The sequence below is a fragment of the Pseudomonas sp. RIT409 genome, assembly GCF_003052515.2.
GTDB lineage: Bacteria > Pseudomonadota > Gammaproteobacteria > Pseudomonadales > Pseudomonadaceae > Aquipseudomonas.
Genome location: NZ_QARE02000006.1, coordinates 211,460 through 236,099, shown reverse-complemented (window position 1 = coordinate 236,099; position 24,640 = coordinate 211,460). Strand labels below are relative to the sequence as shown.

At 59.0% G+C, this 24,640-nt stretch carries 22 protein-coding genes; 15 read left to right on the top strand and 7 right to left on the bottom strand.

Translation table 11 applies throughout. The annotated features are described in order from the left end of the window. Positions 1 to 6 precede the first annotated feature (6 nt). Positions 7 to 222: a TOBE domain-containing protein gene (locus tag DBP26_RS10450; protein ID WP_108237504.1), complete on the top strand. Its 216-nt coding sequence runs from the start codon at positions 7 to 9 to the stop codon at positions 220 to 222. Positions 223 to 463: 241 nt separating this feature from the next. Here the strand turns inward: DBP26_RS10450 and DBP26_RS10445 are convergent, their stop codons facing one another. The 3 genes from DBP26_RS10445 to DBP26_RS10435 form a co-directional block, all read right to left on the bottom strand. Next, positions 464 to 928: a hypothetical protein gene (locus DBP26_RS10445; protein ID WP_146749668.1), complete on the bottom strand. Its 465-nt coding sequence runs from the start codon at positions 926 to 928 to the stop codon at positions 464 to 466. Between the two features lie 484 nt (positions 929 to 1,412). Continuing rightward, the gene (locus DBP26_RS10440; RefSeq protein ID WP_108237502.1) at positions 1,413 to 2,057 is read right to left on the bottom strand and encodes a TetR/AcrR family transcriptional regulator; all 645 of its coding nucleotides are present in this window, start codon (positions 2,055 to 2,057) and stop codon (positions 1,413 to 1,415) included. A gap of 228 nt (positions 2,058 to 2,285) precedes the next feature. Beyond that, entirely contained in the window at positions 2,286 to 3,662 is a 1,377-nt protein-coding gene (locus DBP26_RS10435) for a glutamine synthetase family protein (RefSeq protein ID WP_108237501.1), read from the bottom strand. A 277-nt stretch (positions 3,663 to 3,939) separates the two neighbouring features. On the opposite strand from DBP26_RS10435, the gene DBP26_RS10430 reads away from it, so the two are divergent. The 8 genes from DBP26_RS10430 to DBP26_RS10395 all read left to right on the top strand — a co-directional run bounded on the left by DBP26_RS10430 (position 3,940) and on the right by DBP26_RS10395 (position 13,289). Beyond that, complete coding sequence (locus DBP26_RS10430) at positions 3,940 to 4,728, top strand: gamma-glutamyl-gamma-aminobutyrate hydrolase family protein (protein WP_108237500.1); 789 nt, start codon at positions 3,940 to 3,942, stop codon at positions 4,726 to 4,728. Positions 4,729 to 4,776: 48 nt separating this feature from the next. After that, a complete protein-coding gene (locus DBP26_RS10425) occupies positions 4,777 to 6,135 on the top strand; it encodes a glutamine synthetase family protein (protein WP_108237499.1) in 1,359 nt (452 codons plus the stop codon). Between the two features lie 71 nt (positions 6,136 to 6,206). Beyond that, entirely contained in the window at positions 6,207 to 7,571 is a 1,365-nt protein-coding gene (locus DBP26_RS10420) for an aspartate aminotransferase family protein (protein WP_108237498.1), read from the top strand. 269 nt (positions 7,572 to 7,840) lie between these two features. Beyond that, positions 7,841 to 8,935 carry a polyamine ABC transporter substrate-binding protein gene (locus DBP26_RS10415; RefSeq protein ID WP_108237497.1) on the top strand — a complete coding sequence of 365 codons (1,095 nt, stop codon included), beginning with the start codon at positions 7,841 to 7,843 and terminating at the stop codon, positions 8,933 to 8,935. Between the two features lie 260 nt (positions 8,936 to 9,195). Continuing rightward, positions 9,196 to 10,290, top strand: a complete 1,095-nt coding sequence (locus DBP26_RS10410; protein ID WP_108237496.1) for a polyamine ABC transporter substrate-binding protein — start codon at positions 9,196 to 9,198, stop codon at positions 10,288 to 10,290. 55 nt (positions 10,291 to 10,345) lie between these two features. Beyond that, a complete protein-coding gene (gene potA, locus DBP26_RS10405) occupies positions 10,346 to 11,488 on the top strand; it encodes a polyamine ABC transporter ATP-binding protein (RefSeq protein ID WP_108237495.1) in 1,143 nt (380 codons plus the stop codon). Then, positions 11,485 to 12,405: an ABC transporter permease subunit gene (locus tag DBP26_RS10400; RefSeq protein ID WP_108237494.1), complete on the top strand. Its 921-nt coding sequence runs from the start codon at positions 11,485 to 11,487 to the stop codon at positions 12,403 to 12,405. The genes potA and DBP26_RS10400 overlap by 4 nt, the downstream gene beginning before the upstream one ends. Continuing rightward, positions 12,402 to 13,289 (top strand): ABC transporter permease subunit, encoded by an 888-nt coding sequence (locus tag DBP26_RS10395; protein WP_108237493.1) that lies wholly within the window; start codon positions 12,402 to 12,404, stop codon positions 13,287 to 13,289. The genes DBP26_RS10400 and DBP26_RS10395 overlap by 4 nt, the downstream gene beginning before the upstream one ends. 146 nt (positions 13,290 to 13,435) lie before the next feature. Here the strand turns inward: DBP26_RS10395 and DBP26_RS10390 are convergent, their stop codons facing one another. Together DBP26_RS10390 and DBP26_RS10385 are read right to left on the bottom strand one after the other, a co-directional pair. After that, a complete protein-coding gene (locus DBP26_RS10390) occupies positions 13,436 to 15,835 on the bottom strand; it encodes a penicillin acylase family protein (protein ID WP_108237492.1) in 2,400 nt (799 codons plus the stop codon). Between the two features lie 133 nt (positions 15,836 to 15,968). After that, the gene (locus tag DBP26_RS10385; protein WP_108237491.1) at positions 15,969 to 16,553 is read right to left on the bottom strand and encodes a DUF6436 domain-containing protein; all 585 of its coding nucleotides are present in this window, start codon (positions 16,551 to 16,553) and stop codon (positions 15,969 to 15,971) included. 104 nt (positions 16,554 to 16,657) lie between these two features. Here DBP26_RS10385 and DBP26_RS10380 point away from each other — a divergent pair, with 104 nt between their 5' ends. Then, positions 16,658 to 17,620 (top strand): alpha/beta hydrolase, encoded by a 963-nt coding sequence (locus tag DBP26_RS10380; protein ID WP_108237490.1) that lies wholly within the window; start codon positions 16,658 to 16,660, stop codon positions 17,618 to 17,620. Between the two features lie 30 nt (positions 17,621 to 17,650). Here the strand turns inward: DBP26_RS10380 and DBP26_RS10375 are convergent, their stop codons facing one another. Further along, positions 17,651 to 18,391 (bottom strand): DUF2059 domain-containing protein, encoded by a 741-nt coding sequence (locus DBP26_RS10375; RefSeq protein ID WP_108237489.1) that lies wholly within the window; start codon positions 18,389 to 18,391, stop codon positions 17,651 to 17,653. 195 nt (positions 18,392 to 18,586) lie between these two features. Here DBP26_RS10375 and DBP26_RS10370 point away from each other — a divergent pair, with 195 nt between their 5' ends. Further along, on the top strand, positions 18,587 to 19,219 hold the full coding sequence (locus tag DBP26_RS10370; protein ID WP_108237488.1) for a 2OG-Fe(II) oxygenase: 633 nt from the start codon (positions 18,587 to 18,589) through the stop codon (positions 19,217 to 19,219). Positions 19,220 to 19,440: 221 nt separating this feature from the next. Next, entirely contained in the window at positions 19,441 to 19,878 is a 438-nt protein-coding gene (locus DBP26_RS10365) for a DUF4399 domain-containing protein (protein ID WP_108237487.1), read from the top strand. 70 nt (positions 19,879 to 19,948) lie between these two features. Here DBP26_RS10365 and serA read toward each other — a convergent pair whose 3' ends face one another. Then, entirely contained in the window at positions 19,949 to 21,178 is a 1,230-nt protein-coding gene (gene serA / locus DBP26_RS10360; RefSeq protein ID WP_108237486.1) for a phosphoglycerate dehydrogenase, read from the bottom strand. Between the two features lie 203 nt (positions 21,179 to 21,381). Between serA and DBP26_RS10350 the strand changes: the two genes are divergently transcribed. From DBP26_RS10350 to DBP26_RS10340, 3 genes are all read left to right on the top strand, one after another. Continuing rightward, positions 21,382 to 22,776: an FAD-binding oxidoreductase gene (locus DBP26_RS10350; protein ID WP_108237484.1), complete on the top strand. Its 1,395-nt coding sequence runs from the start codon at positions 21,382 to 21,384 to the stop codon at positions 22,774 to 22,776. Positions 22,777 to 22,816: 40 nt separating this feature from the next. After that, entirely contained in the window at positions 22,817 to 23,482 is a 666-nt protein-coding gene (locus tag DBP26_RS10345; protein ID WP_108237483.1) for a fumarylacetoacetate hydrolase family protein, read from the top strand. Between the two features lie 184 nt (positions 23,483 to 23,666). Next, positions 23,667 to 24,587 (top strand): SdiA-regulated domain-containing protein, encoded by a 921-nt coding sequence (locus DBP26_RS10340; RefSeq protein WP_108237482.1) that lies wholly within the window; start codon positions 23,667 to 23,669, stop codon positions 24,585 to 24,587. Positions 24,588 to 24,640: the final 53 nt, after the last annotated feature.

The window sequence follows — 24,640 nt, the reverse complement described above, 5'->3', positions numbered from 1 at the left end:
CATACCATGACTATCAAAGCCATCAACGTCCGCAACCAGTTCAAAGGCACCATCAAGGAAATCGTCACCGGCGACGTGCTGTCCGAAATCGACGTTCAGACCGCTTCCGGCATCGTCACGTCCGTGATCACCACCCGCTCGGTCAAAGAACTGGAGCTGACCGTGGGCAGCGAAGTCATCGCATTCGTGAAGTCCACTGAGGTGTCGATCGCCAAGTTGTGATCGATGCGTTGTGAACAACCCCGGAGGGTGCGAGCCCTTCGGGGTTTTTTTAAACCATGGCAAAGTGCCCCCTGTCATTTCTGACAGTAGCCAACACTGGTTATCCGGAGTGGTGTGTTCATTGAGTGTGCAGGCGAGCTTAGTGATACTCCGATCAACTGCCACTTAACGAAGGAAAGTTGATCGGAACAGCCCTAGGAGTACGAAAAAATGCCAACTTTAAAACGTTACCGTCCTACAACTATTCAGAAGCTGGGATGTTTACAGTTCCATTCAAAAATTCCCCCCTCTGACCATTAAGGGTGAAGGTAAATTGAAATTTAGCTGAAAAACTGCCATTCGGATTAAGCGTTACGGAGATCTTGCCGTCCTGATCGTGAACAGACCCATAGTCGTCGCCGTGAGCTAAGATTCCAACGACATATACACCGGATTGGTGTTCAGAGCCCTCAGGCCCTAGGATATAATCCCCACTTTTATTTGCATAAACATTAATGACAATGCGTTCCCCTATGGGGGGCGGAACATTCTTCACTGACATTCCCATAACTCTGGGGTAACCCACCTCAGTATCCAGAGTAACGATGTCAGCATAGAACTTTACAGGATCCAGATCGCCCCACTTCAACAGACCGCTAAAGCTTGAACCTGCTGGCGCTTCTTTACTACCTGCCTGAAGCTCGCTCGGCAAATCTTTAATATCCATGATCAATTTCTCCATTGATAGTTATGTCGCTCAAATTTTCTTTCAACTTAGAAAATTTTCAAGCTGCTCATTCAGAATAGTTGCTCGACTTTTAATTAGTTAGAATCATTGGAAGTAGTCTTTCGATAATTTATTCCAAATACGTCAGCTCGTCAGTGCACTGACTCACTTAATCAGATTCGTATACGCATGCCACGGTAAATCAGGAGATTATAAGTGCAGTGCTTCTTTGGATGCGCCGAACAAGTCTCGGGCGTGCGAAAACCGCCAGACCACCTGATCCGGGCTCCCTAGGCGGCAGTTCGCACGTGAAGTATCGATCTCCAAGTTGTGATTGATGTGTGGTGACCAATCCTGAAGGGTGCGAGCCCTTTGGGGGGGCGGGCATTACACACGGACCTGTAGGAGCGCGCTTGCCCGCGACGGCGGAGTGTCAGGTGTGTGAAAGTTGGCTGACACACCGTCATCGCGGGCAAGCGCGTTCCTACAAGGGTGCTACGTGCGAATGCTTCGGCAAAAACGGCGGCAGGTACAGCCCCAGATACGCATCGAACACGCGTCGGCCTTCTTCGGCCATGCGCGGGGTGATGGTGTCGTGCAGTTGCACGGAGCGGGCGTAGACGCGATCCGCCAGCTCCAGTGCCAGCGCAAAGACATCGACCTCATCCGGCAGGGCGGGCAGTTGGAAGTGTCTGGCGAACAGCTCGTGCATGAGGTTGCCCAGCTCGATGTCATGCTGACGGTCGGCCTGGGTGACTTCGGTCAGACCATGCTGAGCGAGGATCAACTGGCGAGCTGCGGCGTCATCGTTGTAAATCGTGAGCATGCGTGTTTCGGCGAGTCGCGACAGGTCGTGCCAGGTGTTGAGCTGAGTATGATCGATCGGTTGCTGCAAGCTCTCGCGGAAGGCGGCGTGCACATCGGCGGTCAGGGCTTCGAGCAAGGCCGGGACGCTGGCAAAGAAGTGATACACCGAGGAAGGGGGAATGCCCGCGCGTTCAGCCACGCTGTAGATCGAAAGGCTTGCCACCCCATCGGATGCCAGCAGTGTCCGCGCGGCGTCGAGGATCGACTCGATCCGGGCCTGGCTGCGTGCACGGGGTTTGCGGGGCATGGCGGGGCGGGTCATTGCGCGTTCTCTTGATCGGGGCCGGGAGCATTGTACGCGAGGTCCTGAGGCGGGCCATATCCGTTGTAGGAGCGCGCTTGCCCGCGACTGCGGTGAATCAGACACCCGATTCGTCACAGGCACACCGCAATCGCGGGCAAGCGCGCTCCTACCGAAATTTCGCCGTCTAAAATAAAAAACGCCCTCAACCACATGGATCCAGGGCGTTCTTTTTATCTCACATCGGCATCACACGGTGTGCAGGTACCAATTGTATTCAAGGTCGGAAATGGAATGTTCAAACTCTTCCAGTTCGCTTTCCTTGCACGCGACGAAGATGTCGATGTATTTCGGGTCGATGTAACGGGCCATGACCTCGCTGTCATCGAGCTCGCGCAGTGCGTCGCGCAGATTGTTCGGCAGGCTTTGCTCATGCTGCTCGTAGGAGTTGCCTTCCACGGGCGGCGGTGGCTCTACCTTGTTGGTCAGGCCATGGTGAATGCCGGCCAGCACCGAAGCCATCAGCAGGTAAGGGTTGGCATCTGCACCGGCGACCCGGTGTTCGATGCGCACGGCATCGGCGCTGCCGGTGGGCACCCGCACCGCCACGGTCCGGTTATCCAGCCCCCAGGTGGGTGAGTTGGGCACGTAAAACTGGGCACCGAACCGGCGATAGGAGTTGACGTTCGGGCAAAGGAACGCCATCTGCGCCGGTAGGGTCTCGAGCACACCGCCGATCGCGTGACGTAGCGCGGCGTTCTGCTCGGGATCCTCACTGGTGAAAATGTTCTTGCCATCGCGGTCCAGAACCGAGATGTGGACGTGCAGCCCGTTACCCGCCTGGCCGGGGTAGGGTTTGGCCATGAAGGTGGAGTCCATCTCATGGTCGTAGGCGATGTTCTTGATCAGCCGCTTGAGCAGCACGGCGTAGTCACAGGCCTTCAGCGCGTCAGCGGTGTGGTGCAGGTTGACTTCGAATTGAGCCGGGGCACTTTCCTTGACGATGGCATCTGCGGGAATGCCCTGTTCCTTGGCGCCTTCCAGAATGTCCTGGAGGCAATCGACGTATTCGTCGAGGTCGTCGATCAGGTACACCTGTGTCGAGTGCGGACGTTTGCCCGAGATAGGCGAGCGCGGTGGCTGCGGGCGGCCATTCACGTTTTCCTGGTCGATCAGGTAGAACTCCAGCTCGAACGCTGCGCAGATGGTCAGCCCCATCTCGTCGAACTTCGTGACGACCTGGCGCAGCACTTCGCGCGGGTCTGCGAAAAACGGCTCGCCTTCCAGTTCGTGCATGGTCATCAGCAGTTGTGCGGTCGGGCGCTTCTGCCACGGTTCGTTGCTGAGGGTATTGGGGATGGGATAACAGATTCGGTCTGCGTCACCGATGTCCAGCCCCAGGCCGGTGCTTTCCACCGTCGAGCCATTGATATCCAGTGCGAATAGAGAGGCTGGGAGGTTGATGCCTTTTTCGTAAACCTTATGAAGGCTGGTGCGTTCGATGCGCTTGCCGCGCACCACTCCATTCATATCTGCAATCAGAAGGTCAACGTATAGAACCTCAGGATGTTCCTTAAGGAACGCGTTCGCTTCGTTGAGCTGAACGGCACGCGGGGGTACCGACATGATGCAACACCTTTGTTGTTGAAAATATCAATCATCGAGCATTACGGGGTTCAGTCAATCCGAAAGCCCAGATGAAGTCAAGAGAGCCCCTATTTGCCCTAAAACGGCGCCTTGGCGCCAGTTTTGCTGCGTTTTAGGGCGCATTTGGAGCCTTGTAAGTCTCGGGAACTGCGATCTTGAGCGGGGCGTGTTTTATTTTTTACGGGGTTGTTGTGTAAAAAAATGAACAACGCTAAGCTCGGTCGCAGCCCATAACAGCAATAACACCGGGGGTCATATGCCTCGCCTTCCGCTGATTGGCGTCACAGCCTGCACTCAGCAAATCGGCTTGCATGCCTATCACGTCAGCGGCGACAAATACGTCCGTGCAGTGGCTGTCGCTGCCGGGGGCCTGCCGCTCATTCTGCCGTCGCTGGCAGAGCTCATCGACCCGGCCGATATCCTCGCGGCAGTCGACGGGTTGCTCTTCACCGGTTCTCCTTCCAACGTCGAACCCTACCACTATAGCGGGCCAGCCAGCGCGCCGGGCACTGCCCATGATCCTGCGCGCGACCGCACCACCTTACCGCTTATTCGCGCCGCTGTGGCTGCCGGCGTGCCGGTATTGGGGATTTGCCGGGGGTTTCAGGAGATGAATGTGGCGTTCGGCGGCACGCTGCATCAGCAGGTTCATGAGACGGGAACCTACATGGATCACCGTGAACCCGACAATGAACCCGTTGAAATTCAATACGCTGCGAGCCACTCCATGCACATCGAGCCGGGTGGTCTCCTGGCCGGGCTGGGATTGCCGGACGAAATTCGTGTCAATTCAATTCATGGCCAAGGCATCGAGCACCTTGCACCCGGTTTGCGAGTCGAAGCGACTGCGCCGGATGGCCTGATCGAGGCGATCTCCGTACCATCGGGCGTGCCTTTTGCTTCGCCCGAAGTGTTCGCCCTCGGCGTTCAATGGCACCCGGAGTGGCAAGTCACGGAGAACCCCGACTATCTTTCAATCCTGCAGGCCTTTGGCGAGGCCTGTCGAAAACGCGCAATACAACGTGACGCCGAAGCGTCCAGATAACGCCTGAGTCCACCGTTGGACGCAGGACATCCAACCCCTGAGGTATTTATGAGTACCAACCTCGACCAGCTCACCGATTGGTTGAAAGAACACAGGATTACCGAAGTCGAGTGCATGATCTCCGACCTCACCGGTATCACCCGCGGCAAAATCTCTCCGACCAACAAGTTCATTGCCGAGAAAGGCATGCGCTTGCCCGAGAGCGTTCTGCTGCAAACGGTCACCGGGGACTATGTCGAAGACGACATTTATTACGAGTTGCTGGACGCTGCGGACATCGACATGTTCTGCCGTCCTGACCAGAATGCGGTGTTTCTGGTGCCATGGGCCATCGAGCCGACCGCGCAGGTGATTCACGACACCTACGACAAGCAGGGCAACCCCATTGAGCTGTCGCCGCGCAACGTGTTGAAAAAAGTGCTCAAGCTGTATGCCGATCAAGGCTGGCAGCCGATCGTGGCGCCTGAAATGGAGTTCTACCTGACCAAGCGCAGCGACGACCCCGATTACCCGTTGCAGCCGCCGGTGGGTCGTTCGGGCCGCCCGGAAACCGGCCGTCAGTCCTTCTCGATCGAGGCAGCGAACGAATTCGATCCCCTGTTCGAAGACGTCTACGACTGGTGCGAACTGCAAAACCTCGATCTCGATACGTTGATTCACGAAGACGGCACGGCGCAGATGGAAATCAACTTCCGTCACGGCGACGCGCTGCACCTGGCCGACCAGATTCTCGTGTTCAAGCGCACGATGCGCGAGGCTGCCCTCAAGCATGACGTGGCAGCGACCTTCATGGCCAAGCCAATGACCGGTGAGCCGGGCAGTGCCATGCACCTGCACCAGAGCATCATCGACATCGAGACGGGCAAGAGCATCTTCTCCAATGAAGACGGGACCATGAGCCAGTTGTTCCTGCAACACATCGGCGGTCTGCAAAAGTTGATTCCCGAGCTGTTGCCGCTGTTCGCGCCCAACGTCAACTCGTTCCGCCGCTTCCTGCCCGACACTTCAGCGCCAGTGAACGTGGAGTGGGGCGAGGAGAACCGCACCGTTGGCTTGCGCGTTCCGGATGCGACCCCGCAGAACCGTCGCGTCGAAAACCGCCTGCCGGGTGCCGACGCCAACCCGTATCTCGCCATTGCCGCGAGCCTGCTGTGCGGCTTCATCGGCATGGTCGAGGGCATCAACCCGAGTGCGCCGGTGGTGGGGCGTGGTTATGAGCGGCGCAATCTGCGGCTGCCGCTGACCATCGAAGACGCTCTGGAGCGTATGGAGAACAGCAAGACCGTCGAGAAATACCTCGGCAAGACGTTCGTGACCGGTTACGTCGCGGTCAAGCGCGCCGAGCACGAAAACTTCAAGCGTGTCATCAGTTCGTGGGAGCGGGAATTCCTGCTTTTTGCCGTCTGAAGATCCGAGGCGCTGCCCAGCCCGGGAGTCGGGCGGCGCCTACACGCGATATGCAGCTAATGGAGTGGTTCATGAGTTCCAACAATCCGCAAACCCGCGAATGGCAAGCGCTCAGCAGCGATCATCACCTGGCGCCCTTCAGCGACTTCAAGCAGCTTAAAGAGAATGGCCCACGCATCATCACCCGCGCCGAGGGCGTTTACCTCTGGGACAGCGAAGGCAACAAGATCCTCGACGGCATGGCCGGGCTGTGGTGCGTGGCCGTGGGGTATGGCCGGCATGAACTGGCTGACGCCGCCAGCAAGCAAATGCGTGAACTGCCTTACTACAACCTGTTTTTCCAGACCGCTCACCCTCCCGCGCTGCAATTAGCCAAGGCGATCTCCGAGATTGCCCCTGCTGGCATGAATCACGTGTTCTTCACCGGGTCCGGGTCCGAAGGCAACGACACGGTGCTGCGGATGGTCCGCCATTACTGGGCGGTCAAAGGCAAGCCTGGCAAGAAAACCATCATCAGTCGCAAGAACGGTTACCACGGTTCTACCGTGGCGGGCGCGAGCCTGGGCGGGATGACGTACATGCACGAGCAGGGCGACCTGCCGATTCCCGGCATCGTCCACATTCCCCAGCCTTACTGGTTCGGCGAGGGCGGGGACATGACGCCGGATGCGTTCGGTATCTGGGCTGCCGAGCAATTGGAAAAGAAGATTCTGGAACTGGGCGAAGACAGCGTGGGAGCGTTCATCGCCGAGCCTATCCAAGGCGCGGGCGGCGTGATCGTTCCTCCGGACACTTACTGGCCGAAGGTCAAAGAGATTCTGGCCAAGTACGACATCCTGTTCGTGGCAGACGAAGTGATCTGTGGCTTCGGCCGCACCGGTGAGTGGTTCGGTAGCGATTTCTACGGTCTGCAGCCACACCTCATGACCATCGCCAAGGGGCTCACTTCGGGTTACATCCCCATGGGTGGCGTCATCGTGCGCGATGACGTGGTCAGCGTGCTCAACGAAGGGGGTGATTTCAACCACGGTTTCACCTACTCCGGTCACCCGGTGGCGGCAGCGGTCGGCCTGGAAAACATCCGCATCCTGCGGGAAGAGCGGATCGTCGAGCGGGTGAAAACAGAAACGGCACCATACTTGCAAAAGCGTTTGCGCGAGTTGAACGATCACCCTCTGGTAGGGGAAGTGCGCGGCGTCGGCATGCTGGGCGCCATTGAGCTGGTGAAGGACAAGGCCACTCGGGAGCGCTATGCCGGCCGGGGGGTGGGCATGATCTGCCGGACGTTTTGCTTCAATAACGGACTGATCATGCGCGCGGTGGGTGACACGATGATCATCTCGCCGCCGTTGGTGATCAGCTTCGCGGAAATCGATGAACTGGTGGACAAGGCACGCAAATGCCTGGACCTGACGCTGGCCGAGTTGCAGAAGTGATTGAGCCGGTGATTGCGTGATAAACGGTCACTCGTTGTAGGAGTACGCTTGCCCGCGATCGCGATGTGTCAGCCACACATCCGTTGCAGGTATGTCGCAAATCGTGGGCAAGCGCGCTCCTGTAAGGTCCGGAGGGCTATTGGCGTGCAGATGAAATCTTTGAAAGTTATGCATTAAGGCAGGCCGCTCTGCTTGTAACGCCGCCCGGGAAATTGCCAGACTAACGGTTGTTTCAGTCGCCGCTAACATAAAACATTGGAGCTGTACGAATGAAGAAATTTGGCAAAACCCTTCTCGCCTTGTCCCTGATGGGCGCAGTGGCCGCTGCGAACGCCGATGACAAAACTCTGCACGTCTACAACTGGTCCGATTACATCGCGCCGAACACCATCGCCGATTTCGAAAAAGAGTCGGGCATTAAAGTGGTGTATGACGTCTTCGACAGCAACGAGACCCTGGAAGCCAAGCTGTTGGCAGGCAAATCGGGCTACGACATCGTCGTTCCGTCCAACAACTTCCTGGCCAAGCAGATCAAGGCCGGCGTCTATCAGGAGCTGGACAAGTCCAAGCTGCCTAACTACAAGAACCTCGACCCCGCGCTGCTGAAAGCCGTCTCGGTCAGTGACCCGGACAACAAGCACGCTTTCCCGTACATGTGGGGTTCGATCGGCATTGGCTTCAACCCGGACAAGGTCAAGGCCGCGCTGGGTGCCAACGCACCGACCAACTCCTGGGACCTGCTCTTCAAGCCTGAAAACGCGGCCAAGCTGAAAGGCTGTGGCATTAGCTTCCTCGATTCGCCGACCGAAATGATCCCGGTAGCGCTGCATTACCTGGGGCTGCCAACCGACAGCCAGAAGAAAGAAGACATCGAGAAAGCCGAAGCACTGTTCAAGAAGATTCGTCCTTCGATCACCTATTTCCATTCGTCCAAGTACATTTCGGACCTGGCCAACGGCAACATCTGCGTAGCCGTGGGCTACTCGGGTGACATCTATCAGGCCAAAGCCCGCGCCGAAGAAGCGGGTGGCAAGGTGAAGGTCAGCTACAACATTCCGAAGGAAGGCGCGGGCAGCTTCTATGACATGGTTGCCATCCCGAAAGACGCTGAAAACGTCGAGGGCGCCTACAAGTTCATGAACTTCATCCTGCAGCCTAAAGTGATGGCCGAAATCACCAATGCCGTCCACTTCCCTAACGGCAACAAAGCGGCGACCGAATTCGTGGACAAGGAAATCACCTCGGACCCAGGTGTCTACCCACCCGCCGATGTCCTGGCCAAGCTGTATGCGATCGCAGACCTGCCTGCCGCGACTCAGCGCCTGCTGACCCGCAGCTGGACCAATATCAAGTCGGGCAAGTAAGCCTGGCAGGGTGAGGGCCCCGGCTCTCACCCAACTGTAGGAGCGCGCTTGCCCGCGATGAACGATAACGCGGTTCGCCTGATAGACCGCAGCGCCTGAATCGCGGGCAAGCGCGCTCCTACAATCAAATCGAAACAGCAGTAAAAATTTTTTTGCGAGAAGCGTTCATCGACGGTAAGTTGCGCGCCGGAATTGTCACAGGCAGCCACTACTGTCGTCGGCACGGCCTTCAGGCCCACCCACTGAAAAGGACTGCAAACGTGTCTATTTCTTTATTTTCCAAAGGCTTGCTGCTGGGCGCCGGTCTGACCCTCGCCGTCGGGGCTTACGCGGAATCCACCGTTCGTATTTACAACTGGTCCGACTACATCGGCAACACGACGCTCGCCGACTTCGAGTCCACCACCGGGATCAAGACCAAATACGATGTCTTCGACTCCAACGAAACCCTGGAAGGCAAGCTGCTGGCCGGCCACACCGGTTATGACGTTGTGGTCCCTTCCAACCACTTCCTTGGCAAGCAGATCAAGGCCGGTGCGTTCCAGAAACTCGACAAGTCGTTGCTCCCCAATTATTCCAACCTTGATCCCGAACTGATGAAGCGCCTGGAGAAGAACGATCCGGGCAATCAGTACGCGGTCCCCTATCTGTGGGGCACCAACGGGATTGGTTACAACGTCGACAAGGTCAAGAAAGCCCTGGGCGTCGACACCATCGACTCCTGGGCGGTGTTGTTCGAGCCCGAGAACATCAAGAAGCTGCAAAAGTGTGGCGTCGCGTTCCTCGATTCGGCCGACGAGATGATGCCTGCCGTGCTGAACTACATGGGCCTGAACCCTAACAGCACCGACGAAAAGGATTACAAGAAGGCCGAAGACAAGTTGCTCAAGGTGCGGCCGTACGTCACCTACTTCAATTCCTCGAAATACATAACGGACCTGGCCAACGGCGACATCTGCGTGGCGGCCGGTTTCTCGGGGGATGTCTTCCAGGCCAAAGCGCGGGCGCAAGAGGCTGGTAAAGGCGTCAATATCGCTTATTCGATCCCGAAAGAAGGCGGCAACTTGTGGTTCGACATGCTGGCAATCCCCGCTGACGCGCCGGATGTCAAAGCCGCTCATGCCTTCATCAACTACATCCTGAAACCGGACGTGATTGCCAAGGTCAGTGACCAGGTGGGTTACGCCAACCCGAACCCGGCTTCAGGGGAGCTGATGGATCAGGAAATCCGTAACGACGAGTCGGTTTATCCCTCTGCAGACGTGCAGAAGCGGCTGTACGTCAACTCCGAGTTGCCACCGAAGATCCAGCGCGTGATGACCCGCAGCTGGACCAAGATCAAATCCGGTAAATAAAGACCTGGCGCCCGGCTCTACCGGCCGGACGCACGAACAGTTGGGAGTTTCACCCATGGCAGTTGCCTCCGGCGCCTACAAAAAAGCCCTTGAAGGTGGTCAGCAACCTAAACAGGTGTTGGTCAAGATCGATCGGGTCACGAAGAAGTTCGACGAGACGGTTGCTGTGGACGATGTCTCTCTGCAGATCAACAAAGGCGAGATCTTCGCTTTGCTCGGCGGCTCCGGCTCTGGCAAGTCGACACTGCTGCGCATGCTGGCGGGATTCGAGCGTCCGACCGAGGGTCGGATCTTCCTCGACGGCGTCGACATCACTGACATGCCGCCCTACGACCGCCCGATCAACATGATGTTTCAGTCCTACGCGCTGTTTCCGCACATGACCGTGGCGCAGAACATCGCTTTCGGGCTGCAGCAGGACAAATTGCCCAAGCAAGAGATCGAGGCCCGAGTGGACGAGATGCTCAAGCTGGTGCAGATGACACAGTACGCCAAGCGCAAGCCGCATCAGCTCTCCGGTGGCCAACGTCAGCGCGTGGCACTGGCCCGTTCGCTGGCCAAGAAACCGAAACTGCTGCTGCTCGATGAGCCGATGGGCGCACTGGACAAGAAGCTGCGTTCGCAGATGCAACTGGAACTGGTGGAGATCATCGAGCGCGTGGGCGTGACCTGTGTGATGGTGACCCATGACCAGGAAGAGGCCATGACCATGGCCCAACGCATCGCGATCATGCACCTGGGCTGGATCGCGCAGATCGGCAGTCCTGTGGACATCTACGAGACCCCGACCAGCCGTCTGGTGTGTGAATTCATCGGCAACGTCAACCTGTTCGACGGTGAAGTCGTCGAAGACATGGAAGGCCATGCGCGGATCCGCAGCCCCGAGCTGGAGCGTGACATCTACGTCGGTCACGGCGTGAGCACCTCGGTGGAAGACAAGCACATCACCTACGCGATCCGCCCAGAAAAGCTGCTCATCACCACCGAGCAGCCCACCACCGAGTACAACTGGTCGCGCGGCAAGGTGCATGACATCGCGTACTTGGGCGGCCATTCGGTGTTCTATGTACAACTGGCCTGCGGCAAGCTGGTCCAATCGTTCGTCGCCAACGCCGAGCGCCGAGGCGCGCGTCCGACCTGGGAAGACGAGGTCTACGTCTGGTGGGAAGACGACAGCGGCGTGGTGCTTCGCTCATGAAAATTCGCAAAGTCAAACGCGCACTCAATCGCATCGTACCCAATGGCCGCCAAGCGGTGATCGGGGTGCCATTCCTGTGGTTGTTCCTGTTTTTCGCTCTGCCATTTCTGATCGTTATCAAAATCAGTTTCGCAGAGGCTGACGTCTCGATTCCGCCGTATACCGAAGTGTTTTCCTACGCCGAGCAAAAGCTCGACATTGTGCTCAACTTCGCCAACTACGCGTTGTTGACCGGGGACGACCTGTACATTTCGGCGTATCTGGGCTCGTTGAAGATGGCGTTCTTCAGCACCCTGTTGTGCCTGTTGATCGGTTATCCGATGGCCTATGGCATCTCCATTGCCCGCAAGGACATGCAGACGGTGCTGTTGTTGCTGATCATGATGCCCACTTGGACCGCGATTCTGATCCGGGTCTACGCGTGGATGGGGATTCTCAGCAACAACGGCCTGCTCAATGGCTTCCTGTTGTGGCTTGGCGTGATCAACGAACCGCTGCAGATCCTCAACACCAACCTGGCGGTTTATATCGGCGTCGTGTACTCGTATTTGCCGTTCATGATTCTGCCGCTGTACGCCAACCTGGTGAAGCATGATCCCAGCCTGCTCGAGGCTGCGTCCGACCTGGGTTCGAGCACCTTCAACAGCTTTTGGAAGATCACCGTTCCATTGTCCAAGAACGGCATCATCGCCGGCTGCATGTTGGTGTTCATTCCGGTGGTGGGCGAGTTCGTCATCCCTGAACTGCTCGGCGGCCCCGAGACGCTGATGATCGGCAAAGTCTTGTGGCAAGAGTTCTTCAACAACCGCGACTGGCCGGTGGCGTCTTCGCTGGCGGTGGTGATGCTGTTGATCCTCATCGTCCCGATCATTCTGTTCAACCGCAGCCAGGCCAAAGAACTGGAGGGCAAGGCATGAGAGGCTTCCGATTCTCGAACCTGATGTTGGTGCTTGGCCTGATATTCATCTACGCGCCCATGGTCATCCTGGTGATCTATTCGTTCAACGCCTCGAAGTTGGTAACTGTCTGGGGGGGCTGGTCGGTCAAGTGGTATGTCGGTCTGCTGGACAATACCCAATTGATGGCCGCTGTCGCGCGCTCTCTGGAAATCGCCTGCTACACCTCGGTGGCTGCCGTGGCGCTGGGTACGATGGCGGCGTTCGTGCTGACCCGCGTCACTCGGTTCAAGGGCCGCACGTTTTTCGGTGGTCTGGTCACCGCACCGCTGGTCATGCCCGAGGTCATCACGGGGCTGTCGCTGCTGCTGCTGTTCGTCGCCATGGCGCAATTGATCGGTTGGCCGCAGGAACGCGGTATCGTCACCATCTGGATCGCCCACACGACCTTCTGTGCGGCCTACGTGGCAGTGGTGGTGTCGGCGCGCCTGCGAGAACTGGACCTGTCCATCGAAGAGGCGGCCATGGACCTCGGCGCGCGTCCCTGGAAGGTGTTCTTCCTGATCACCATCCCGATGATTGCGCCGTCACTGGCCGCGGGCGGCATGATGTCGTTCGCGCTGTCGCTGGACGATCTGGTGCTGGCCAGCTTCGTTTCCGGTCCAGGCTCGACGACCCTGCCGATGGAGGTGTTCTCGGCGGTGCGCCTGGGCGTGAAGCCTGAGATCAACGCGATCGCCAGCCTCATCCTGCTGGCAGTGTCACTGGCGACCTTTCTGGTGTGGTTCTTCAGCCGCCGCGCTGAAGAAAACCGCAAGAAGGCCATTCAGCAGGCCATCGAGGAAGCGGCGGCCGACGGCTGGAAACAGCCGCAGGTGCGTCGCCCGCAGGTGGAAACGGTTTAATTCCGGGTTCGATTGCGCACTGATCGTTCCCATGCTCTGCGTGGGAACGCATCCACCGACGCTCCGCGTCGCCAGATGCTGGACGCGGAGCGTCCTGGGCTGCGTCCCCACGCGGAGCGTGGGGACGATCATCGGGATAGGGTGTGTCAGTCGGACGGCACCAACCTCAACACCTCTTTGCTATTCCCCGCCACATCGTCCTCACTGAACCGCTCCGGCAGGTACTGCCCGCTGATGTAGGCTTTGGCCTGGTCGGCATAGTGCTTGTCAAACAACACCCCGCTTTGTCCGACCGGATTGATACCCAGCGCGTGTACCGGATCGGCGAAGTCGATCAGCCGTCGTGTCGAAGGCCCATAAGTCACTGACCACGGCGCGGTGGTAATGTTGGCCGACAGGTTGTTCGGCACTTCGTGGGTGCCCGGTGCGGCGAACGGACCGATATTGAACAGTGCGTCCAGCGGCGGCTGGCGACCGAGCGGGTGTTCATGGGTCAGGGTATGGGCCTTGCCCCATGTCCACTCACTCGGGTTCTGGCCATACAGCGAACGCAAGTGGGACACGGCTGCATGCCAGGCCATCTTGACGGTATTGTCGCGGCTCTCGGTCTCGTTGGAATTGCGGTTGTTCCACCACGGCGACTTGGCATCGGCGGCCAGTCTGGGCAGCGCCATATCGATCACCCGTGTGGACAGCAGCGTCGCGAACAGGCCGTCACCCAACTCGTCGCGGAACGTCTGATCGCACAGGTTGTACAGGAACTGGTTGAACAGCGTGGCGCCCACCGAGTCCAGAGGGTAGTCACCCTTCCAGGCGGCCAGACGCTCGATCAGATCGTGCTCCTCGGGATCACTGATCACGCGACGCAGCACGGCAAGCAGCGACGTCAAGACTTGCTGCGGATAATCGGTCTGGGTGCCCAATTGCAGCGCTTTACTGTTCTCCAGGTTCCATTTGACCGTCCCGTCGCTCAGTTGCCTGTCCAAACGACGGCCTCGCTCGGCGAGGTTGTAATAGCCGGGAATCTCCATGCCAGTCGGCGACACCGGCTGGAAGTTGGCCGAGACGATATAGCCACGCGCCGGATTTTCTTCCTGCGGGTTGGCGCTGAAAGGGTAGAAACCCGTCTTGTCTGCCTGGTCAGTGCTCCCGTCGAGAATGAACGCCGGATTGACGCCGTTCGGGCGCATCGGCAGTTGGGCGGCTGCCCACCAGCCAATATCGCCTTTCGCGTTGGCGTACACCACATTCAGACCTGGCGAATGGATCTTCGCGGCGGCAGTGCGCATTTTGTCCAGTGTGTCGGCGCGGTTGGCCTCGTAGAAACCCTGCAGGATCGGGTTGTCCGATTCCAGAAAGGACCACCACATCGCCACGGGCGTGTCGGCGTGATCCTGAATGCCGCTGGCCGTCAGAACATCGTTGATGATCGGACCGTGGGGAGATTGACGCAGGGTAAAGGTAATCGGCGACTCGCCTTTGACCTTGATCTGTTCAGGGCGTGAAGTCATGTCCGCCCAGGCGCCGTGGTACCAGACCTGATTCGGGTTTTGCGGGTTGACCTTTTCCGCGACCAGGTCCAGGTCGTCGTTCTGAAACATGGTCAGGCTCCAGCCAAAGTCCATGTTATGGCCGAGCAGGGCGAAGGGGTTGAGGGCCTGGAAATGCCCGTACAGCTCGAAATCGGGGGAGGTCAGTTGTGCTTCGTACCACACCGCTGGCACCGAGAAGCGAATATGCGGATCGCCCGCCAGCAGCGGTCTGCCGCTTTGGGTCCTACGGCCTGATACGACCCATGCGTTGCTACCCTCGAATTGAGGCAACCCTGCGTCTTCCAACGCTTGCTGGCTGAGCAGCGCCAGGTCGCTCAGCCCCTTCCAGTCATTGCCGCTCAGGGCGGGTTTGGAGGGCAGCGCGCCATCGGGCTGCCAGCCCAAGTCGAAGGTCTTCAAATACTCGGGGCCCAATTGATCCCGGACGTAAGTCAGCAGCGGTTCGGTTCGAAAGGCCGCGGCGAAGCTGTACGCCAAGTAGCCCCCGATGCTCAGCGTGTCTTCGGCGGTAAACGGCCGTTTCTCGATGCCCAGCACGTCGAATTCGATGGGCCTCGGGTGGCTGGTCTGATACTGGTTCACACCGTCGAGATATGCCTCCAAGGCTTGCCAGGCCGGGGTGTTCTTGTCCTGCCGGGCGACGTATGCATCGGCATGCTCGCGAATGCGTAAGCTGCGGAACAGTTTATCGGTGTTGACCAGCTTGGGCCCCAGCACTTCCGCGAGCTCGCCCCGGGCCAGTCGACGCAGGATTTCCATCTGGAAGAGCCGATCCTGTGCGTGCACATACCCCAATGCGCGGTACAGGTCGTCCTGATGCTCGGCCTTGATGTGCGGCACGCCGCGCTCGTCGTAACGTACGCTGACCGGGGCGCGAAGATGGGCCAGGGCCATTTCACCATTGCGCATCGGTTGCTTGCTGTGGACATACCAGGCCCCGCCGCCTGCGAGCAGGACAAGTACGGCTGCGATGACGAAAAGGCTGCGTTTCATCCAAAGGCCCGAACGATCAGAGATAAGCCCGGAAGGCTACAGATTTGTGGTCGGCCTGTGTAGAAGCATTCCGTCCCGTGATGATCTTCGTATCTCGGCGCGTATCTCGTGAGGTATCCGCTGAGGAGCCCGTTCAATGCTCAAGCCACGGGCAGTAACAACCCACCGCCATCGTATGGGTCGCGCTCACGGGTCTGTCAGCCATGAGCGCTTGCAGAATCGGCTCCACGAAGCTGTTCTGCGAGTTGCAGACCAGCCCTTCGCTGTACGGCCCGAAATAGGCCAGTCGGCCTTGGCGGTCCCAGATGGCGATGGCTGGGCTCGAAGGGATTCGATCCGCGCCCGGCACACTGCCAAGGGGTTTGATCGCGCTCAGGCTGGCAGGCAACCGTCCTTGCGAGCCCGGCTTTTGTACGGCGTAGAAATCGACGCCGTGGTCGGTGGAAAACCGGGCCACCAATTCGCTCAAATGTTCCTGATTGCCGACGTTGCAGGGGCAGGCCGGGTCCCAGAAATGCACGACCCGAATGCGCCCTGGGCCGGCCATGTCTTCGGGCAAACCCAGACTGTCTCCGGTAAAAAGAACGGCTCGGTCACTGAACGCCCGGACGTATCGGCCCTCAAACCACCGGAATCCCAGCCAAAGGGCCGCTGCACACAGGATGGCGACCAGCGCGATTGCAACAGTACGGCGTCGGTTGAGTGATCGGGCGGTCATGGTCGGGCTTCGATTGGGGTGACGTAGCTTGCCACGCCTCTGCGGACAGAAGAAACTCACCACGCTGCGTCACTGTGTGCCTATTTGCCGGATCTGGAATGCCGATGTCCAACACCTTCGACCCTGAACGCCTGCGAGCCGGTCTGCAACCTCTGATTGCCGGGCTTATGCCCTCCGAGGAGGAACAGGCCTACCAGCGTTTCTACAGCTTGGCGGGGTTGGGACGTGAGGGTCGGATTACCAGTCGTCTCGGGCGTTTCGAGGTCGGCGGCTATGAAATCGTCACCCAATTATGGACCCCGGAACAGCCGGTCGCGACGCTGGTCCTGGTGCATGGCTTCTACGACCACATGGGCCTGTATCGGCATGTCATCGAATGGGCCCTGGGACTGGGGTTCGCAGTGATTTCCTGCGACCTGCCGGGCCATGGGCTGTCGAGTGGCACGCGGGCGAGTATTACCGATTTCGCCGAATACCAAGCGGTGCTGGAGCGGCTGTTCGCCGAAGCTGACGCTCTCCGTTTGCCCAAGCCGTGGCACATTTGCGGGCAAAGCACAGGCGGTGCAATCGTCATCGATCACTTGCTCCACCACGGCGATGCAAGCCCGATCGATGGCCAGTCCATACTGTTGGCGCCCTTGGTGCGGCCGCGCGGCTGGACGTGGTCGAAAGTCAGCTACTACCTGCTGCGGGCGTTCGTCAAAGGCATCGATCGACGCTTCAGTGAGAATTCCAACGCGCCTGCATTTTTGCCCTTTCTAATGGCCGACCCCTTGCAGCCTCGACGCTTGCCCACCGAGTGGGTGGGTGCCCTGGCGAAGTGGATCGTGCGCATCGAAAGCGCCCCGCACAGCGCGCGCAGCCCGCTGATCGTGCAGGGCGAATCGGACATGACCGTGGACTGGAGCCACAACCTGGCGGTGCTGAATGAAAAATTCGCCCATCCCCAGATCTTCATGCTGCATGAAGCCCGGCATCATCTGGCCAATGAATTGCCTGAGCTGAGAGCGCGATTCTTCGAGTTTCTGACCCCCCGGATGGGGCAGGGCTATGACGCTGGGCGCTGACCGTCGAGTGCGCTAGCAGCGCGCTGGGTATCAGTTCAGGTTTTGCCCGACTGCAAGGCCCGCCCGAATCGCGGCCAGCGCCGCCTGGTAATACGCCTGGCCCTGGGACGACTCGGCAAAAGTCGAAAACTCTTCCAATTCGGCATCGGTCAGGTCGCGGTAGACATACAGCATGGTATTGCTCATGTCGGCGGCAATCTGTTGCATCAACCGTTGGCGTTGACCTTCGAGCATGCCTTGGGTCGAGCCACCCCCCATCAGGCCCGGGATCATCGAGCTCAGGCTGTCGGCAGCCACCCCGGCGATTGCCAGGCTCACCTCGGCCCCCGCTTCCTTGGCAGGCAGCGCATTGGCCAGATGACCGATGATCAACACTCGGTTGTCGTCAGCCTGCATCTTTGGCAACCCTTGGGCATTCTTCGCCAATTGATCCGGGCGGGTAGCGGTCAACTCGGCATTGACGATCTTGCGCCCCAACGGTGACTGGAAAAATTGCAGGGCCGGGTTCGGATCCCGAAGCGTCTGGCGTAACTTCTGTGCGGCCCGTTGATCCATGGCTTGCGGCGCGAACCGCTGATTGCTGTTGTTCACCAGGGCATCGAACACGGCAGGCGGCAGGCTGTTTTTGTAGCGCTGCTGCGCCGCCTTGAGGGCGTCGTTGAAGTGCGCGCGTTGTTCTGGCCAGCCCGCGACGTTATACAACTGGTCGTAGCCGTCTGCCCATGCGGGCAGCGTGCAGAACATCAACAGCAGGAAAAACAGACGGCGCATTAGGGACTCCTGTCGGCAGGCGGCTATTCTCGGTGGGGTGGCAGGGATTTGTCGAGTTAACAGTTGCCAGACCCCAATAAAATCCGAGGGTTCGGCCGTGTTTTGGGCAAACGGGTGTTGCCGCGTCAAACCCTGGAAAAGATTCTTCGGTTCCCGGCCTGCAGGCTCTGTTGAAGCGGGCGCCGTATGGATACTATGCGCGGCATGCACCTATCTCCCGATGACCCACTGCTGACGCACATCGTCGACGACCTGGCCGAACGCGGCTGGTCGCGGCAACGCCTGTTTTTGCCTGAATCGCTGACCGGTGAGCTGGCCCGCGAGTGCCGCAAGCGTGCGGCTGAAGGTGAGCTGGCACCCGCGGGTGTCGGGCGCGGTGCTGCGCAGGAAGTGCGCGAGGGGATTCGCGGCGATCATATCCAGTGGCTGGAGCCGGGCCAGTCCGCCGCCTGCGATCAGTACCTGGAGTTGATGGACAGCTTGCGTCAAGCACTCAATCGCGGCCTGTTTCTGGGGCTGGAAGACTTCGAGAGCCATTTCGCGCTTTATCCACCGGGCGCGTTCTATCGCAGGCATGTGGACCGCTTTCAGGATGACGACAAGCGCATGGTCTCCGCCGTGGTGTACCTCAATGATCACTGGCTGCCAGAGCAGGGTGGGCAACTGCGCATGTTTCCAGAGGGCGGCGGAGTCCTCGATGTGCTGCCCGTCGGTGGCAGCCTGGCGGTATTCCTGTCAGGTGACATGCCCCATGAAGTCTTGCCTGCGAGCCGTGAGCGTCTGTCGTTGACCGGATGGTTTCGACGGCGAGGAAACGAGCCCTTCTAAATATTGGGGCAGGGCGTGTTCATTGCCGCTGCCCTGCGTCGCGTGGCGCAATTGGCCCCAAGATGAAATTTTCGGCATGAGCCCGCTCTTCCGAGACCCCGTGCAGCAGACCGGGCTAAGGTATTCACCGTGCCGGACCGTCTGGCGATCGACCCTGAACCGGGCCGGCAGGCCCGTGGTCCCAGCCCGGTCGACGCATCACCTCAATAACGGGAGAGACCATGAACACCTCATTTGCTAGAACTGCCTTGGCTGGACTGTTGCTCGGTTCGACGTTTTTGGTCCACGCCGCCGATGTGCCGCGCACGCCGTCGCCTGCGGGCGCTGAGGCTTACATCATCTCGCCCAAGGATGGCGCGACCGTCAACGGGACTTTCAAAGTGCAGTTCGGCCTCAAGGGCATGGGCGTTGCGCCCGCTGGTGTCGACATCCCTGATACCGGTCATCACCACCTGTTGATCGACGTGAAGGATCAGCCGGACATGAACGCTCCGCTGCCGACCACAGACAACATCCGCCATTACGGCAAAGGCCAGACCGAAACCGAACTGACCCTCGCACCCGGCCAACACACCCTGCAATTGCTGGTGGGGGACAAGAGCCACATCCCGCTGAACCCGGTGGTCGAGTCTCAGAAGATCACCATCACCGTGAAGTGATCCCCAGTTACGCAGTAGCCGGTACAAAAAAGGAGACCCGAAGGTCTCCTTTTTCATTTCAGTCAGAGGTTCAGAACAGCACGCGGCTGCGAATGGTGCCTTTGATCTGTTGCAGCTTCTCTTGGGCCAGGTCCGAGTATTCGGCATCGACGTCAATGACGACGTAACCGACTTTCTCGTTGGTCTGCAAGAACTGGCCGGAAATGTTGATGCCGTTTTCCGCGAACACTTTGTTGATTTCGCTGAGCACGCCCGGAATGTTTTCGTGGATGTGCAGCAGGCGGTGTTTGCCAGGGTGAGCGGGCAGGGCGACTTCCGGGAAGTTGACCGAGGACACTGAGGTGCCGTTGTCGCTGTACTTGACCAGCTTCTCGGCGACTTCCAGACCGATGTTGGCCTGTGCTTCGGCAGTCGAACCACCGATGTGCGGCGTCAAGATCACATTGTCCAGGCCACGCAGCGGGCTTTCGAACACGTCATCGTTGGAACGAGGCTCGACCGGGAACACGTCGATGGCTGCGCCGATCAGGTGCTGATCCTTGATGGCGGCGGCCAGCGCTTCCAGCTCGACCACGGTGCCGCGTGCGGCGTTGATCAGGATCGCGCCCTTCTTCATCGAGCGGATTTCTTTTTCACCGATCATCCACTGCGTGGATGGCAATTCGGGCACGTGGAGCGAAACGATGTCCGCCAGGCCCAGCAGCTCGGTCAGGCTGGTGACCTGAGTGGCGTTACCCAGCGGCAGCTTGGTGAGCGGGTCGTAGAAGAACACCTGCATGCCCAAACTCTCGGCCAGGACCGACAACTGCGTACCGATCGAGCCGTAACCGATGATGCCAAGCTTCTTGCCACGGATTTCGAAGGAGTTGGCGGCGCTCTTGATCCAGCCCCCGCGATGGCAGGAAGCGTTCTTCTCCGGGATGCCGCGCAGCAGCAGGATGGCTTCGGCCAGGACCAGCTCGGCTACCGAACGGGTGTTGGAGTATGGGGCGTTGAACACCGCGATGCCGCGCTCGCGGGCCGCATTCAGGTCCACCTGGTTGGTGCCGATGCAGAAGCAGCCCACCGCGACCAATTTCTTGGCGCCGTCGAAGATTTCCTCGGTCAGGTGCGTGCGTGAGCGGATCCCGATGAAATGAGCGTCGGCAATCTTTTCCTTCAGTTCGGCTTCAGGCAGGGACTTGGTGTGGTACTCGATGTTGGAGTAACCCGCGGCCTTGAGGACGTCGACGGCGGATTGATGGACGCCTTCGAGAAGAAGGAACTTGATCTTGCTCTTGTCGAGGGAAGTCTTGCTCATCTGCGTAAACCTGTGTCCCGGAGAAAAATGGCAGGGAGTGGCCAGCTGGGAGGTTGGCCTCACGGCGCAACGGCGCCATCGCAGGTCGGCCTCAGGCACGTCGCTGCGGGGGCGGTATGCTAGCATATGTGCCCCGCTAAATACCTGCTCCTGCGACGTGAGCCGTTCTCAGGATGACCATGAATTGTTCGAGAGTTCCGTTGATGAATCAGCCTGCGTGGATAGATGAACTGAAGTCATTGGTCGAGCCTGGAAAGGTCCTGACCGACCCCGATTCGCTTCAGGCGTATGGCAAGGACTGGACCCGTCAGTACGATCCCGCCCCCAGCGCCATCGTGTTCCCCAAAACCGCCGAGCAGGTTCAGGCGATCGTGCGCTGGGCCAATACGCACAAGGTGGCCCTCGTTCCCTCGGGTGGGCGCACCGGCCTGTCTGCCGCCGCAGTGGCGATGAACGGTGAAGTGGTCGTCTCGTTCGACTACATGAATCAGATTCTCGAGCTCAACGTGACCGATCGCACTGTGCGCTGCCAGCCGGGCGTGATCACCAAGCAGTTGCAGAATTTCGCCGAAGAAAACGGCCTGTATTACCCCGTGGATTTCGCGTCGTCCGGCTCCAGTCAGATTGGCGGCAACATCGGCACCAATGCCGGGGGGATCAAGGTCATCCGCTACGGCATGACCCGTAATTGGGTCTCGGGGCTGAAGGTGGTGACCGGCAAGGGCGATCTGCTGGAATTGAACAAAGACCTCATCAAGAACGCGACCGGCTACGACTTGCGTCAGCTATTCATCGGCTCCGAAGGCACGCTGGGCTTCGTCGTCGAGGCCACGATGCGTCTGGATCGCGCGCCCAACAACCTGACGTGCATGGTGCTCGGCACGCCGGATTTCGACTCCATCATGCCGGTGCTGCATGCCTTTCATGGCAAGCTCGACCTGACCGCCTTCGAGTTCTTCTCCGACAAAGGCCTGGCCCGCATCATGGCCCGGGGCGATGTCCCCGAGCCGTTCGCGACCAAGACCCCTTTCTATGCGTTGCTGGAATTCGAAGCCAGCAACGAAGAAATCGCCAATCAGGCGTTGGCGACGTTCGAGCACTGCGTCGAACAGGGTTGGGTCATCGATGGGGTGATGAGTCAGAGCAAGCAGCAGTTGCAGAACCTTTGGAAGCTGCGCGAATACCTGTCCGAAACCATTTCCCACTGGACACCCTACAAGAACGACATCTCGGTCACGGTCTCCAAGGTGCCGGCCTTTCTCCGGGAAATCGACGCAATCGTTAGCGCGCACTACCCTGATTTCGAGGTCGTCTGGTACGGCCACATCGGCGATGGCAACCTGCACCTGAACATCCTCAAGCCAGAAAACCTGCCCAAGGAAGCGTTCTTCGCCACCTGCGCGAAGGTGAACAAGTGGGTGTTCGAAATCGTCGAGAAGTACAACGGTTCCATCTCCGCCGAGCATGGCGTAGGGCTGGTCAAGCGTGACTACCTCGAATACAGCCGGTCGCCGATGGAGATCGACTACATGCGGGCGGTCAAAGCGGTGTTCGATCCGAATGGCATCATGAATCCCGGCAAGATATTCGCGCTGTAAGCGCCGATCCCAGAACAGACGCTCAAATAGAGGAACGCTCATGAGCTATCAGCACAAATACCTCGACGGTACCAAGGTCCATTTCCCGCTGGGCAAGGTGGTCTGCATCGGCCGTAACTATGCCGAGCATGCGAAGGAGCTGGATAACCCGGTTCCGACCGAGCCATTGCTGTTCATCAAGCCAGGCAGTTGCGTCGTCGAGCTCGAAGGCGGTTTCAGCATTCCGCAGGACCGTGGATCGGTGCATTACGAAGCCGAAATTGCCGTGCTGATTGGCAAGCCGCTGAGCAAGAACCCCAGCCGCGAGGAGGTGCTCGACGCAATCTCCGGTTTTGCACCGGCTCTGGACCTGACGCTGCGCGACGTGCAGTCCAAGCTCAAAGAGAAAGGCCTGCCGTGGGAAATAGCCAAGTCGTTCGACGGTGCAGCGGTTATCGCTCCCTTCGTATCGGCGGACGCCTATCCGGATCTGACGGATATCGCCATCCGCCTGACCGTCAACGGCGAATTGCGTCAGGACGGCAACAGCAGCCAGATGCTCAACCCTATCGTGCCGATGATTCAACACATGGCGTCGCAGTTTTCGCTGCAGGCTGGTGACGTGATCCTCACGGGCACGCCTGCGGGGGTAGGCCCGTTCAATGTGGGTGACCAGATCGTGCTGGAGCTGCCTGGCCAGAGCCGTTTCGAAAGCGACGTGCGCTGAGTTGCCGACGCGTTGCGGAAACCATTTTGGCAGTGGGTTCACGCACGCGGCATTGGCATTTCATCGGCGAGCCTGATGTCCGCGGTTGGCGAGCGAGTTGCCGTTTTTTTCACAAACGATGTGGATAATCGTCCGCCGATCGCAGCGCCTCTGCTGCGCCCATCGACTTTTCTGGATGGTTGCCATGTCCTTTGACACCCAGTCTTTGACTCCTCCCGCACGCCTGCTGCGCTTTCGGGGGGCCTGGTTATTGATCGCCCTGGTGGTGATTCTGGCTGAGTTGTCTTATGTCTGGCATTGGGATGCTCGTGGCCTGCTGTGGCTGAGGGAGCAGACGGCGTCGGCCGCGCAGCGCAATGCGAGTATCTGGTTGCCGGATTATCGGGTGGTCATCGATGGCAAGCCGCTGGCAGGACTGGAGAAGGACGAGGCCTCCGACCTGTCTTACGATGCGTCCACCAAAACCCTCTACTCGGTCATGGGCAAGAACCCGTTTCTGGTCCAGTTGAGCCTGACGGGGGACGTGCTGCGCAAGATTCCGTTGATTGGCTGGGGCAATCCCGAGGGCGTGGCGGTTCTCGGCAACGGCCTGATCGCGATTGTCGATGAGCGTGAGCACATGCTGTCGATGGTCACGGTGTCGCCCGATACGGACAAGCTGAACATCAATGATTTTCCCAAATACGACCTCGGCCCATCGGCCGACCAGAACAAAGCCTTTGAAGGCGTGGCGTGGGATGCGCGCAACCAGCGTCTTCTGCTGGGGGAAGAGCGTCCGCCCGCACTGTTCAGTTGGAAGTCCGATGGCAGCGCGATGCTCAAGGGCGACAAGCAGAGGTGGGTCAATGACAACCTGATCATGCGTAACCTGTCGGCCCTGCACGTGGATCAAAAAACCGGGCATTTGGTGGCCCTGTCGGCGGAGTCGCACCTGTTGCTGGAGCTCGACGATCAAGGCGATGCCGTCAGCTTCATGGCGCTGGTGCGTGGGCTCAACGGCCTGGACCACACTATCCCACGTGCAGAGGGTGTGACCATGGACGATGACGGCACCCTTTATGTGGTCAGTGAGCCGAACCTGTTCTACTCCTTCAAGAAAAAATGATGCCGGCCTGATGCAGGGCTGCGCCTGCTTTCAGCTTCATTTCAGTTTTGCGT

Bases quoted from the DNA above. Each gene is read 5' to 3' on its own strand.
- DBP26_RS10450 (WP_108237504.1), top strand. From the start codon at position 7: ATGACTATCAAAGCCATCAACGTCCGCAACCAGTTCAAAGGCACCATC.
- DBP26_RS10445 (WP_146749668.1), bottom strand. From the start codon at position 928: ATGGATATTAAAGATTTGCCGAGCGAGCTTCAGGCAGGTAGTAAAGAA.
- DBP26_RS10440 (WP_108237502.1), bottom strand. From the start codon at position 2,057: ATGACCCGCCCCGCCATGCCCCGCAAACCCCGTGCACGCAGCCAGGCC.
- DBP26_RS10435 (WP_108237501.1), bottom strand. From the start codon at position 3,662: ATGTCGGTACCCCCGCGTGCCGTTCAGCTCAACGAAGCGAACGCGTTC.
- DBP26_RS10430 (WP_108237500.1), top strand. From the start codon at position 3,940: ATGCCTCGCCTTCCGCTGATTGGCGTCACAGCCTGCACTCAGCAAATC.
- DBP26_RS10425 (WP_108237499.1), top strand. From the start codon at position 4,777: ATGAGTACCAACCTCGACCAGCTCACCGATTGGTTGAAAGAACACAGG.
- DBP26_RS10420 (WP_108237498.1), top strand. From the start codon at position 6,207: ATGAGTTCCAACAATCCGCAAACCCGCGAATGGCAAGCGCTCAGCAGC.
- DBP26_RS10415 (WP_108237497.1), top strand. From the start codon at position 7,841: ATGAAGAAATTTGGCAAAACCCTTCTCGCCTTGTCCCTGATGGGCGCA.
- potA (WP_108237495.1), top strand. From the start codon at position 10,346: ATGGCAGTTGCCTCCGGCGCCTACAAAAAAGCCCTTGAAGGTGGTCAG.
- DBP26_RS10400 (WP_108237494.1), top strand. From the start codon at position 11,485: ATGAAAATTCGCAAAGTCAAACGCGCACTCAATCGCATCGTACCCAAT.
- DBP26_RS10395 (WP_108237493.1), top strand. From the start codon at position 12,402: ATGAGAGGCTTCCGATTCTCGAACCTGATGTTGGTGCTTGGCCTGATA.
- DBP26_RS10390 (WP_108237492.1), bottom strand. From the start codon at position 15,835: ATGAAACGCAGCCTTTTCGTCATCGCAGCCGTACTTGTCCTGCTCGCA.
- DBP26_RS10385 (WP_108237491.1), bottom strand. From the start codon at position 16,553: ATGACCGCCCGATCACTCAACCGACGCCGTACTGTTGCAATCGCGCTG.
- DBP26_RS10380 (WP_108237490.1), top strand. From the start codon at position 16,658: ATGTCCAACACCTTCGACCCTGAACGCCTGCGAGCCGGTCTGCAACCT.
- DBP26_RS10375 (WP_108237489.1), bottom strand. From the start codon at position 18,391: ATGCGCCGTCTGTTTTTCCTGCTGTTGATGTTCTGCACGCTGCCCGCA.
- DBP26_RS10370 (WP_108237488.1), top strand. From the start codon at position 18,587: ATGCGCGGCATGCACCTATCTCCCGATGACCCACTGCTGACGCACATC.
- DBP26_RS10365 (WP_108237487.1), top strand. From the start codon at position 19,441: ATGAACACCTCATTTGCTAGAACTGCCTTGGCTGGACTGTTGCTCGGT.
- serA (WP_108237486.1), bottom strand. From the start codon at position 21,178: ATGAGCAAGACTTCCCTCGACAAGAGCAAGATCAAGTTCCTTCTTCTC.
- DBP26_RS10350 (WP_108237484.1), top strand. From the start codon at position 21,382: ATGAATCAGCCTGCGTGGATAGATGAACTGAAGTCATTGGTCGAGCCT.
- DBP26_RS10345 (WP_108237483.1), top strand. From the start codon at position 22,817: ATGAGCTATCAGCACAAATACCTCGACGGTACCAAGGTCCATTTCCCG.
- DBP26_RS10340 (WP_108237482.1), top strand. From the start codon at position 23,667: ATGTCCTTTGACACCCAGTCTTTGACTCCTCCCGCACGCCTGCTGCGC.